Origin of the sequence: Agreia sp. PsM10 (assembly GCF_030433855.1) — a bacterium.
In the GTDB taxonomy this organism is placed as follows: Bacteria; Actinomycetota; Actinomycetes; order Actinomycetales; family Microbacteriaceae; genus Agreia.
The window spans coordinates 347,722-359,889 of sequence record NZ_JARUXC010000001.1 but is presented as its reverse complement, the minus strand read 5'-3'; the positions used below and the strand labels follow the sequence as shown (position 1 = coordinate 359,889).

At 69.6% G+C, this 12,168-nt stretch carries 9 protein-coding genes; 2 read left to right on the top strand and 7 right to left on the bottom strand.

Features of this window, described 5'->3' with window-relative positions; all coding sequences use genetic code 11:
* Positions 1-98: 98 nt before the first annotated feature.
* The 5 genes from QCD70_RS01700 to QCD70_RS01680 all read right to left on the bottom strand — a co-directional run bounded on the left by QCD70_RS01700 (position 99) and on the right by QCD70_RS01680 (position 5,659).
* Positions 99-1,421, bottom strand: a complete 1,323-nt coding sequence (locus QCD70_RS01700; protein WP_301213389.1) for a M50 family metallopeptidase — start codon at positions 1,419-1,421, stop codon at positions 99-101.
* Between the two features lie 73 nt (positions 1,422-1,494).
* Complete coding sequence (gene dxr, locus QCD70_RS01695; RefSeq protein ID WP_301213388.1) at positions 1,495-2,574, bottom strand: 1-deoxy-D-xylulose-5-phosphate reductoisomerase; 1,080 nt, start codon at positions 2,572-2,574, stop codon at positions 1,495-1,497.
* Positions 2,575-2,622: 48 nt separating this feature from the next.
* Complete coding sequence (locus tag QCD70_RS01690; protein ID WP_301213387.1) at positions 2,623-3,627, bottom strand: FKBP-type peptidyl-prolyl cis-trans isomerase; 1,005 nt, start codon at positions 3,625-3,627, stop codon at positions 2,623-2,625.
* A 101-nt stretch (positions 3,628-3,728) separates the two neighbouring features.
* A complete protein-coding gene (locus QCD70_RS01685; RefSeq protein WP_301213386.1) occupies positions 3,729-4,268 on the bottom strand; it encodes a GNAT family N-acetyltransferase in 540 nt (179 codons plus the stop codon).
* On the bottom strand, positions 4,265-5,659 hold the full coding sequence (locus QCD70_RS01680; RefSeq protein WP_441004899.1) for a DHA2 family efflux MFS transporter permease subunit: 1,395 nt from the start codon (positions 5,657-5,659) through the stop codon (positions 4,265-4,267). The genes QCD70_RS01685 and QCD70_RS01680 overlap by 4 nt, the downstream gene beginning before the upstream one ends.
* Positions 5,660-5,785: 126 nt before the next feature.
* Here QCD70_RS01680 and QCD70_RS01675 point away from each other — a divergent pair, with 126 nt between their 5' ends.
* Positions 5,786-9,730 carry a Pls/PosA family non-ribosomal peptide synthetase gene (locus tag QCD70_RS01675; RefSeq protein WP_301213384.1) on the top strand — a complete coding sequence of 1,315 codons (3,945 nt, stop codon included), beginning with the start codon at positions 5,786-5,788 and terminating at the stop codon, positions 9,728-9,730.
* A 7-nt stretch (positions 9,731-9,737) separates the two neighbouring features.
* The gene (locus tag QCD70_RS01670; protein WP_301213383.1) at positions 9,738-11,072 is read left to right on the top strand and encodes a M1 family metallopeptidase; all 1,335 of its coding nucleotides are present in this window, start codon (positions 9,738-9,740) and stop codon (positions 11,070-11,072) included.
* A 37-nt stretch (positions 11,073-11,109) separates the two neighbouring features.
* Here the strand turns inward: QCD70_RS01670 and QCD70_RS01665 are convergent, their stop codons facing one another.
* Together QCD70_RS01665 and QCD70_RS01660 are read right to left on the bottom strand one after the other, a co-directional pair.
* Positions 11,110-11,688 (bottom strand): 4'-phosphopantetheinyl transferase family protein, encoded by a 579-nt coding sequence (locus tag QCD70_RS01665; protein WP_301213382.1) that lies wholly within the window; start codon positions 11,686-11,688, stop codon positions 11,110-11,112.
* Complete coding sequence (locus tag QCD70_RS01660; protein ID WP_301213381.1) at positions 11,685-12,149, bottom strand: OsmC family protein; 465 nt, start codon at positions 12,147-12,149, stop codon at positions 11,685-11,687. The genes QCD70_RS01665 and QCD70_RS01660 overlap by 4 nt, the downstream gene beginning before the upstream one ends.
* Positions 12,150-12,168 lie beyond the last annotated feature (19 nt).

Here is a 12,168-nt window from a genome sequence, read left to right as displayed (position 1 = left end):
CTCGATGCTAGCGAGCGGTCACCCCGCCGTCGTCCGCCCTGCGGTGCGCCGGCCCATACTCCCTCGGGAGTACGGCTCCGTCGGGAGGACGACGGCGCTCAGCCGAAGAGATTGATCGGCTTGACGATGTCCGCGTAGATGAGAAGCGCGCTCATCGCGCCCAGCACGATGACCACACCGAAGGTGAGCGGCATCAGACGGGCCGTGTCGACGGGGCCGGGATCCCGGCGCTTGAACAGCTTCGCGAAGCCGCGTCGGATGCCCTCCCAGAGAGCGCCGGCGATGTGCCCGCCGTCGAGCGGCATGAGTGGAACGAGGTTGATCACTCCGAGCGCGACGTTGAGGGAGCCCACCAACCCGAGGAGGCTCGCCACCTTGGAGCCCAGGGGCACCTGCTCGATACTCGCGATCTCTCCCGCGGCGCGCCCGACCCCGACCACGCTGATGGGGCCGTTGGGATCGCGCTCCCCCGGCCCGAACGCGGCGTTGGCCACATCGACGAGCCTCTGCGGCAGGTGGAGGATGAGGTTCACGACATTGGCGATGTTCTCACCCACGAAGGGCAGCACCGCGGCAGGGCTCTGCGGTACGAGCTCCTGCTTCGGACCGATGCCGACGAAGCCGACCTTCTGCGTGACGGGCTGACCGTCCGCGTCGAGCTTCTGCTCGCCGTCGGCGTTCTGCACGTAGCGCTCGGCGAGCAGGGGAACGACGGTCAGCGTCGTCTGCTCTCCATCGCGCTGCACGTCGACGGAGAGGGACTTGCCCGGCGACTTCTGGATGATGGCGGTCGACTCGTTCCAGTCGGCCACCGGAACGCCGTCGATGGCGGTGATGACATCGCCCTCTTCGAAGCCGGCCGTGACGCCCGGACCCGGGGTGTCGGATGGCTCGCACGTCTGCCGCTCGCTGGTGGCGGGGAGAACGCACTGGCTGATCGACCCGATGGTGGTGGTCGACAAGCCGAAGCCGCAGAGCACGATGGCGAAGACCACGATGGCGATGACGAAGTTCATGGCGGGGCCGCCGGCCATGATGATGATGCGCTTCCACACGGGGAGTCTGTAGAACGACCGGTCGTCGTCGTCGCCGATCGTCTCGGCACTCACCTCCCGCGCGTCCTGCACGAGGGTGTTGAAGAATCCGGTGCTCGCGTTGCGCACGGCGCCGCCCGTCTTCGCGGGCGGGAACATGCCGATCATCGAGATGTAGCCGCCCATGGGGATGGCCTTCAGCCCGTACTCGGTCTCGCCGCGGCGCCGGGACCACAGGGTGGGGCCGAAACCGATCATGTACTGCGTGACCTTGACCCCGAAGAGCTTTGCCGGAACGAGGTGTCCGACCTCGTGCAGGCCGATGGAGACGGCGAGGCCCAGGACGATGACGAGCACGCCGATGATGAACTGCAGGACCGTTTCCACGTGCACACGTTACAGCGCCGTGTCGTTCCACTGCTGGCGTTTCGCTGGACGCCGGCCGTATTGCAGCCGTCAGTCAGCTTGCGATGAGCTCATCGGCCGCGCGCCGCGCCCACTCCTCCGTCGCCGCCAGCGAGTCGAGAGAGATCTCGGCCGGCGCGTCGTGTTTCTCGACGACGCTGCGGATGGTGTCGACGATGTCGAGGAATCCGATGCTGCCCGCATGGAACGCCGCGACGGCCTGCTCGTTCGCCGCATTGAAGACCGCGGGATAGCTGCCTCCGGCCCTGCCCACCTCTTTCGCGAGTTCGACGGCGGGGAACGCCTCGGAGTCGAGCGGCTCGAAGGTCCAGGTCTGCGCCGACGTCCAGTCGAGTGGGCGGCCGACGCCGCGCACCCGGTTCGGCCAGTCGAGACCCAGGGAGATGGGCAGCTTCATGTCGGGCGGCGATGCCTGCGCGATGGTGGAGCCGTCGATGAATTCGACCATCGAGTGGATGATCGACTGGGGATGCACGGTGACATCGATCCGGCCGTAGGCGACGTCGAACAGCAGGTGCGCCTCGATGACCTCGAGGCCCTTGTTCACGAGCGTGGCCGAGTTGGTCGTGATGACCAGCCCCATGTCCCAGGTCGGATGCGCGAGGGCCTCGCGGGGGGTCACGCCGACGAGCGATGCCCGGCTCCGCCCGCGGAACGGCCCGCCCGAGGCGGTGAGCACCAGGCGCTCGACCTCCTCCGGAGTTCCGGAACGCAGCGCCTGGGCGATCGCGGAGTGCTCCGAGTCGACGGGAACGATCTGACCCGGGCGAGCGAGGTCTTTCAGAAGGTCGCCGCCCACGATGAGGCTCTCCTTGTTCGCCAGGGCGAGGACGCGTCCGGCTTTCAGAGCCGCGACGCTCGGTCCGAGCCCGACGGAGCCCGTGATTCCGTTGAGGACGACGTCGGCGTCGATGTCACGCACGAGTTGCGAGGCCTCGTCGGCGCCCAGCGCCGTGTCGGCGACTCCGAACTCCGCGGCCTGCTCGTCGAGGAGTTCCCGATTGCGTCCAGCCCCGAGGCCGACCACCTCGAATCTCTCGGGATTCGAGCGAACGACATCGAGCGCCTGCACGCCGATCGAGCCGGTTGAACCAAGGATGACTACGCGTTTCACATCGCTATCCTCGCACCTGGCTGCGACCGGCCCGCAGGGCGCGCTGAGCTACGCGGCGAGGATGTCGATGACGAACACCAGCGTGTCGGTGCCCGAGATGCCGGCGTCGGCCTGGCCCGCGTCGCCGTAGCCCTGCGCCGGCGGGATCGAGACGATGACCTGGGACCCTACCGTCTGGCCGGTGATCGCCGCTTCGAAGCCCTGGACGGTGCCGCCCGGCTGCACAGCGAAGGGCGTCTTGCCCCAGCTCTGGTCGAACATCTTCTTGCTGCCCCAGATGCTGCCCTGGTACTGCACGATCGACGGCTGGCCGGACTCGACGACCTTGCCGTCGCCCTTCTTGAGCACGGTGACGGTGAGGTCGGCCGGCGGCGCGGCGTCGGGGATCGTCACGGTCGGGGTTCCGTCCTCGGCGTCGACGACGGTCGGCACACCGTCGACCACCGGCTGCACTGCCCCGTTCGCCTTCAGCTGGTCGGGGTCGGTGACGGAGACGACCTGGCCGAAGTCGACCACGAACACGAGCGGGTCCGTGGCGGCGATGCCCAGCGAGGAGTTGCCGGCGTCTCCGAAGCCCTCCGAGGCCGGCACGGCCACAGCGATCCGAGAGCCGCCGTTGAGGCACTCGACGCCCTTGACGAGCCCGGGAAGGAACTGGGTCGCGTCGACGACCATGCTGAGTCCCGCCGATCCCTCGTCGTAGGTCGAGAAGACCTCGTCGCCGGACGTTCCGTTGAAGAGGGTGAAGTTGAGGATGCCCAGATCGCCGATGTTCGCCTTCACTCCGTCGCCCTCGGAGAGAACGGTGCGCTGGGTCGTGTCGATGTCGACGGGCGAATCGAACGTCGCCGCTGCCTTGGTGCCGGCGTCGCCCGTGACGGAGATCGAATCGGAGGCGTCGCCGCTCGGCGTCTCCGTGCACGAACCCGCCTCGGCCTGGGGCGCAGAGGTCGCACTCGCATCCGGCGTGGAGCTGGGCGACGGCGAACCGGAGCATCCGGCGAGGGTCAGGGCGAGTGCCGAGACGGCGAGGATGACGGGAAATTTGCGCACGAGCGGGCCTCACAGGGTGACGGGGATGACGAGATCGCACGGCACGGCGCGCGACGGATGACTGTCGCCCAGTCTGGACCATCGACCTCGCGCGTTCCTGTTCAGCGGCTGGGAGGGGTCTCGTCCAGGACGCCGACGGGGTCGCGTTCGAAGACGAGCTCCAGCCCGTCCTCCTCATCGACCTGATGCCCGACCTGAACGAAGCCGAGGCGACGAACGACGGAGAGCGAGGCCTCGTTCTGCGGACTGACGCTCGCCCGCACGACACGGGCTCCGCGCGAGGCGGCCTCACGAAGCAGCAGGGCGGCCGCCGCCGTGGCGTATCCCCGCCGGCGGTGGTCCTCGAGAACGGTGTATCCGATCTCGACCATGCCCCGGGCATCCGGAGAGGCATGGAACCCCGCATGACCGACGACGACGCCTGTCTGCCGGTCGACGATCGCCCTGACGAGAAGACGTTCCGCCGACGGGTCGGCGGCGAGCTTGGCCCGGAAGACGGGCCACAGCCACGATTCGGTCGTCACGAAGGGCCGCGGCAGTTCGACGCCCGCGCGCAGCGACGCCCCGGTGAGATCGCCGCCCTGCAGCAGGGCGTAGACCTCGTCGCCGAGAAAGACCAGCCGCACGTCCGGTGACGTCATGCGGCGGTCGTCGACTTCTCCGCCGCATCCGAACGACGGGGGTTCACGATGCCGATTCCCGAGACGATGCCGCCCGCGATGAGGAGAACGCCGGTGACGATCGCGGCGCGATGGAAGCCGTCGACATCAAGGTTCGCCCCCACGATGAGACCGGCGGCCGCGACCGAGATGAGGCCGGCGACCCGGGAGACCGCATTGTTCACGGCGGAGGCGATGCCCGCTCTGGACGGCTCGATGGATCCGAGGATGGCGGAGGTCAGCGGCGCGACCGTGATGGTCATGCCCAGTCCGAACACGACGATTCCGGGGAAGACCTCGCTCCAGTAGTCGGCCGAGCTCGAGAGGCGCAGGAGCAGGAAGAACCCGGCCCCCGCGACGATCGGACCGATCAGCATGAAGAACCGCGATCCGTATTTTCCGGCGAGACGGCCGACCTGGGTCGAGAGGCCGATGCTGATCAGGGTGGTGGGGAGCATGCTCAGGCCGGCCAGGGTCGCGGTGTAGCCGGCCACCTGCTGCAGGAACACGGCGAGGAGGAAGGTTCCCAGCGAGAGCGCGCCGTAGACGAGGAACGTCGAGACGTTGCCCACCGAGAAGTTGCGCACCCGGAACAGCGACAGCGGCATCATCGGCTGCGCCGTGCGCCGCTCGTGCAGGATGAAGAGAACGAACGAGACGACACCGAGACATGCGGGAACGATGATGACGGGACTCGTCCAGCCGAACCGCGACTGCTCGATGAGCGCGAAGACGGGCAGACCCAGGCCGACGATGCCGAGTGCCGCGCCGACAAGATCGACGCGGGAGCCGGGTGCGGCCGGATGATCGTGGGGAAGCCGGGCGAGGAAGAGGAGGGTCACGGCGATCGGAATCACGTTGATGGCGAAGACGAGGCGCCACGAGACGAGGTCGACCAGGAGGCCCCCGATCAGCGGCCCGGCGAGGAAAGCCGTGCTCGTCCACGCGGTCCACGACCCGATCGCCTTCGCCTGGGCCGGGCCGGAGAACGCCGAGAGGATCAGTGCGAGGGAGCTGGGAACCAGAAGCGCGCCTGCGACTCCCTGAAGTGCTCGCGCCCCGATGAGGATTCCGGCCGTGGGAGCCACTGCGCAGATCAACGACGACACGCCGAACCCGACGACTCCCCAGAACAGCACCCGCTTGCGCCCGAACACGTCGGACAGCGAGCCGGCCAGCAGGATGATGGAGCCGAGGGTGATGAGGTAAGCATCCATCACCCATTGCTGTGTGACGATGCCGCCGCCGAGTTCCCTGGTGATGGCCGGGAGCGCCACCGTGATGACGGTACCGTCGAGGAACGCGACGAAGGCGGAGAGCACGGCGACGATCAGCACCAGGCGCTGCATGACGGGGGTGGGAGGTGTGGACACGTTCCTAGCTAACTGCACCCGCGGCGAATCCGTTCCCATTCGGGTCGTTAACCTCTCGTCCACCTGTGGCCCCTATGGTTCGAGCGCCGCGTGGGCGCGCGGCATCCGATACACCAGGAGACTGACGTGACCGACTCCCCCGCCGACCGCGGACTCCTCCTGGGCAGCGAGCGGACGCCGCCGGAGCGCACCCTCGTCGACATCCTTCGGGAATCGGCCAACAGGCATCCGGAATCGGCGGCCCTGGCCGACGCGAACGGATCGATCAGCTACCGCGAGTTGATGCGGCTCGTCTCGCAGGCCGCCGTCGCGCTCTCAATCGCGGGGGTCCGCCGCGGCGACAGGGTCGGAATCCGAATCCCCTCGGGCGGTCGCACGCTGTACGTCTCGATCCTGGCCGTTCTGGTGCTCGGTGCGGCCTACGTGCCCGTCGACGCCGACGATCCGGAGGAGCGGGCCGAGCTCGTGTTCGGCGAGGCCGACGTCGTGGGCTTCATCGGGGCCGACGGCACGATCGTGCCCCGGACCTCGGCCGACGGCACCCGCCGGCTCGACAGCCGACCGAGCGTCGGCCTCGAGCCCGTACGCACCGGAACCGGGACGATCACGACGCTCGGTTCGCCCACCCCCGACGACGACGCATGGATCATCTTCACCTCCGGCTCGACCGGAGTGCCGAAGGGGGTCGCGGTCACCCACCGCTCGGCCGCCGCCTTCGTCGATGCGGAGGCCCGCCTCTTCCTCCGTTCGGAACCGCTCGACGAGGGCGACCGGGTGCTCGCCGGGCTCTCCGTCGCCTTCGACGCGTCGTGCGAGGAGATGTGGCTCGCATGGAGGCACGGAGCCTGCCTGGTTCCCGCACCCCGATCGCTCGTGCGCTCGGGCGCCGACCTCGGACCGTGGCTCATCGCGCACGGCATCACCGTCGTCTCGACGGTTCCGACCCTGGCCGGTCTGTGGCCCGCCGAGTCGCTCGAGAACGTACGCCTGCTCATCTTCGGCGGCGAGGCATGCCCGCCCGAGCTCGCGGCACGGCTCGCCACTCCGGCCCGCGAGTTGTGGAACACCTACGGGCCGACCGAGGCGACGGTCGTGGCCTGCGGCGCCCTCCTCGACGGATCGACGCCCGTGCGCATCGGCCTTCCCCTCGACGGCTGGGACCTGGCCGTCGTCGATGCGGCCGGCGACCCCGTCGGCGAGGGCGAGGTCGGCGAGCTGATCATCGGAGGCGTGGGACTCGCCCGCTACCTCGACCCGGCCAAGGACGCGGAGAAGTACGCGCCGATGCCGAGCCTCGGCTGGCCGCGCGCCTACCGCAGCGGCGACCTCGTGCGGTTCGAGCGGGCGGGGCTGGTCTTCCAGGGCCGCGCGGACGACCAGATCAAACTCGGCGGCCGCAGGATCGAGCTGGGCGAGATCGAGGCGGCCCTGCAGGCGCTGCCGGGCGTCGCGGGCGCCGCCGCCGTCGTGCAGACATCCGGCGCGGGGAACCAGGTGCTCGTCGGCTATCTCGCGCTCGATGCGAGCATCGCCGAGTCGGACTTCGACCGCGCGGCGGCCGTGGCCCGGCTCCGTGAGGAGCTGCCGGCCGCACTGGTGCCGGCGCTGGCCGTCGTGGAGTCCATTCCCACGCGCATCTCCGGCAAGGTCGACCGCTCCGCGCTGCCGTGGCCCCTGCCCGCGAGCGGCGGCACCGGTCAGCCCGGTTCGACGGCAGAGCTCACGGGAACCGCCGGGTGGCTTGCGGAACTCTGGACGAACGTCCTCGGAACGGCCGTGTCCGACTCCTCCGACGACTTCTTCGCCGTGGGCGGGGGCAGCCTCGCCGCGGCGCAGCTCACGAGCATGATCCGGGCCCGCTTCCCCGAGGCGCGGGTGTCCGACATCTACGACCATCCCCGCATCGGGGCTCTGGCCACAGAACTCGACTCGCGCACTCCGCGCGAGGCGGCCCAGCCCCGCACCGTCGTTCCCACCCCGCGTTCCACCCGGTGGGCCCAGACCCTCCTCGGCATCCCGCTCCACATCATCGTGGGCGCCCGCTGGAGCGTCTACCTGCTCGCGGCCAATCTCCTCCTCGGCGCGTTCGCCGGCATCGAGTGGCTGCCCGAGGTCTCCTGGTGGTGGCTGATCGTCGGATTCCTCGTGCTCGTCACGCCCATCGGCCGCATGGCCGTCTCCGTCGTCGCCGCCCGCATCCTGCTGCGTGGCGTGCGGCCCGGGTCGTATCCGCGCGGAGGGCACGTGCACGTGCGCCTCTGGCTCGCCGAGCAGGTCGCCGGGCTCGTGGGCGCGGCCAGCCTCGCGGGAGCACCGTGGATCTCGTACTACGCGCGCGCTCTGGGGGCCACCATCGGCGAGGGCGTCGATCTTCACTCGCTGCCGCCGGTCACGGGAATGCTCAAGCTGGGAGCCCGAGTCGCCATCGAACCCGAGGTCGACCTCTCGGGGTACTGGATCGACGGCGACGTGCTGCACATCGGCACGATCACGATCGGGGCGGACGCGACGATCGGCTCTCGAAGCACCATGCTTCCGGGCGCCAGGGTCGGTCGCGGCGCCGAGATCGCCGCGGGCTCATCGGTGTCGGGCCGGGTGCCCGGCGGCGAGCGCTGGGCGGGCTCGCCGGCCGAACGGATGGGCAAGGCCCGCCCGGGCTGGCCGGCCGAACGGCCGCCGCGCGCATCCGGCTGGGTCGCCGCCTACGGCGCGGGTTCGGTGGTGCTGTCGCTGCTCCCCCTCGTGGCGCTCGCGGTCGGCGCGCTCGTCACGGGTGCGATGGTGCGGGGCTCGGACTCGCTCGGCGAGCTCGCCCTGCGTGCGCTCGCCTCGGTTCCGCTCGCCACGCTGGCCGCCGGCCTCGTGTTCGCGGCGCTCGTGGTGGGCAGCGTCCGTCTCCTCGGAATCGGCCTCGCCCCGGGGCACTATCCGGTGCGCTCGCGCGTCGGCTGGCAGGTGTGGGCCACGGAGCGCCTGCTCGATCTGTCGCGCAGCATGCTCTTCCCTCTCTATGCGAGTCTCATCACTCCGGTGTGGCTCCGTCTGCTGGGAGCGAAGGTCGGGTCGAACGTCGAGGCATCGACGGTGCTTCTGCTGCCGGCCATGACGACGATCGCCGACCACGCCTTTCTCGCCGACGACACCATGGTGGCCTCCTACGAGCTCGGCGGCGGCTGGATGCGCATCGACGAGGCCAAGATCGGCCGGCGGGCGTTCCTCGGCAACAGCGGCATGACGGGACCGGGGCGCACGGTGCCCAAGAACGGACTCGTGGCCGTGCTGTCGGCGACGCCGCGCAAGGCGAAGTCCGGATCGTCATGGCTCGGCAACCCCCCGGTGCGCCTTCGCCGAGCCGTGGCCGAGTTCGATGAGAGCCGCACCTACGAACCGTCCCGCGTGCTGCGCATCGCCCGTGCGCTGTGGGAGCTCGGTCGACTCGTGCCGGTCATGGTCACGGTGGCCATCGGGCTCGGTGTGCTGCTCACTCTCGAGGCCGCGCTCGTCGCCTGGGGTCTGGGCTGGACGATCGCCGTGTCGGGGCCCGTGATGCTGGCAGCCGGAGCGGTGGCGGCCTCGGTCACGACCGTCGCGAAGTGGACGATCGTGGGCCGGATCCGCGCCACCGAGCATCCGCTCTGGTCGTCGTTCATCTGGCGCAACGAGGTCTCCGACACCTTCGTCGAGATGGTGGCCGCGCCGTGGTTCGCTCGGGCGGCGACGGGTACTCCGGCCCTCGCCCTCTGGCTGAAGTCCCTCGGCGCCCGCATCGGTGCGGGCACCTGGATCGAGACGTACTGGCTGCCCGAGGCCGATCTCGTCTCCCTCGGCGACGGGTCGACCGTGAACCGCGGCTGCGTGGTTCAGACCCACCTCTTCCACGACAGGGTCATGTCGCTCGACAGCGTGGCGATCGCAGCCGGCGCGACCCTCGGACCGCACAGCGTGATCCTGCCCGCGGCGCGCATCGACGACGGCGCGACCGTCGGCCCCGCCTCCCTTGTGATGCGGGGCGAGGTCGTGCCGGCGGCCAGCCGGTGGACGGGCAACCCCATCGCCCCGTGGAATACTTGAGCGACCGATGCCGCACACACCTTTTCACCCCAGTCACGGATCGCTCTCGATAGGCGACAGCTATGTGCCCTCGAGCGGCAACGGCGGATACACGGTCTCGTCGTACGACCTCGACCTCGATTACCGCGTCGCGAACAACCGCCTCGCCGCCACCGCCGTCATCACCGCCACGGCGACCCATGACCTGAGCCGGTTCAGCGTCGACTTCTGCGGACTCGTCGCCACCCGCGTCTCCATCGACGGCGTCGCACCCTCGAAGCTCGTCGAATCGGCGAGGAAGCTCACCATCACGCCGGCTCGCACGATCCCGGCCGGTGAGCAGTTCGTCGTCACGGTGCGCTACGGCGGCTCTCCCCATCCCGTGCGCAGCCCGTGGGGCGAACTCGGTTGGGAGGAGCTCAGCGACGGCGTGCTGGTCGCCTCGCAGCCGAGCGGCGCGGCCAGCTGGTTCCCGTGCAACGACCACCCGAGCGACAAGGCCGCCTTCCGCATCCGCATCACGACCGAGTCGTCGTACTCGGTTCTCGCCAACGGCCGGCTCCTCTCGAAGGTGCGGCGGGCCAGCCGTACGACCTGGACGTTCGAGACCGTCGAACCCATGGCCACCTACCTGGCCAGCATCCAGATCGGTGCGTATCGCGAGATCGTCCTGGCGCGCATCCCCGTGCCGCAGACCGTGTTCGTGCCGCCCGCGATCGTCGCACGGGCGCAGAGCGACTTCGCAGACCAGGAACGCATGCTCGCGCTCTTCGAGCGTTCGTTCGGCCCCTACCCGTTCGGCGAGTACTCGGTCATCGTGACCGACGACGACCTCGAGATCCCCGTCGAGGCCCACGGGTTCGCCGTGTTCGGCAGGAACCACATCGACGGCCTCGGCGGCTCGGAGCGGCTCATCGCGCACGAGCTCGCGCACTCCTGGTTCGGCAACAGCCTCACTGCGACCACCTGGAAGGACATCTGGCTGCACGAGGGCTTCGCGTGCTATGCCGAGTGGCTGTGGTCGGAGGAGTCGGGAGGGCTCTCGGCAGACAGGCTCGCCCACCAGCACTGGGCCCGGCTCTCGCACCTTCCGCAGGACCTCGCCATCGGCGATCCCGGCCCCGAGCTGATGTTCGACGACCGCGTCTACAAGCGCGGAGCGCTCACCCTGCACGCCCTGCGCCTCACGGTCGGAGACGACGCGTTCTTCGAGCTGATCAGTTCGTGGGCGACAGAGAACCGCTACGGCAACGTCACCACCGAGGGCTTCTACCTTCATGCCAACGACCGCAGCCCTGTCGACCTCGACGAGCTGTTCGAGACGTGGCTCTTCTCCGAACGGCTGCCGGTTCTTCCGCACTGACGGTGACGTCGGCCGTTCGGTCCGTCGGCTCCGCCGACTAGTCGGTCAGGTCGACGATCACGGGCCCGGTGCCGAGCAGCACGACGCTGAGCACCAGGTCGGGGTCGTTCACGGGCACATCCACGATGACGGCGTCGGCCGCTGAACCGGATGCGAGATCGACGGTCGTGAGGTCGAGGCGCACGCCGCGGCCGGTCGCCTTGAGATAGGCCTCCTTGCGAGACCACAGGCGGGTGCGCAGCAGGGCACGGCTCGCGGCCGGCTCGTCGTCGATGAGGTCGCGTTCCGCGTCGGAGAACGCCACCTCGTCGACGCGGGCTCGCGAGACGCTCGTGCGCGACTCCACATCGACCCCGAGGTCTCGACCCGCCGCATCCATCGACACGGCGATCGCGACCAGACCACCGGCCGAGCTCTTGCTCACCACGATCTCCGAGCCGTCCGGGGCACGGGGCGACGACACCCGCGGCTTGCCGTGCGGCCTTCCGCAGTCGTCGCACGACGAGTCGATGACCACCTGGTCGGCCCGAACGCGGGCGACGGATGCCACGGCCCGTTCGAGCCCGTCGAGTGCCGGTGCCGGTTCCAGCACGACCCGCACGTGGCTGGTCGTCATCCGGCCTGCGGCTCGTGCAGTACGGGGAAGTTCACCGAGTTGGCGATGAAGCACTTCTCGCTCGCCTCGGCGTGCAGAGTCTGCGCGAGCTCAGCCTGGGCGGGATCGGCGAGCTCGACCCTCGGATGCAGCGTCGCCGAGGTGAAGCGACCCCCGCCCGTGCGGTCGAGGGCCAGGGTGCCGGTCGCCTCGTCGGTGTATCCCGTGACCACCACGCCGTGCAGCACGGCGACGTGCAGATACGAGAGCATGTGGCACTGGCTGAGCGCCGCGAGCAGCATCTCCTCGGGATTCCAGCGGTCGACGTCGCCGTGGAAGGTGCGGTCGGCACTGCCCTCGATCGGATGCTTGCCCTCGGCACGCACGAGATGCTCGCGCCCGTAGTCGCGGTAACTGCTCGTGCCCGTGCCCCGATTTCCAAGCCACTCTACGGTCACCGTGTAGGAATGCTGCGCTTTCACGCGATCAGCCTAACCGGGC

Coding starts and splice junctions, on each gene's coding strand:
- QCD70_RS01685 (WP_301213386.1), bottom strand. CDS start 4,268: ATGACGTCACCGGACGTGCGGCTGGTCTTTCTCGGCGACGAGGTCTAC.
- QCD70_RS01670 (WP_301213383.1), top strand. CDS start 9,738: ATGCCGCACACACCTTTTCACCCCAGTCACGGATCGCTCTCGATAGGC.
- QCD70_RS01665 (WP_301213382.1), bottom strand. CDS start 11,688: ATGACGACCAGCCACGTGCGGGTCGTGCTGGAACCGGCACCGGCACTC.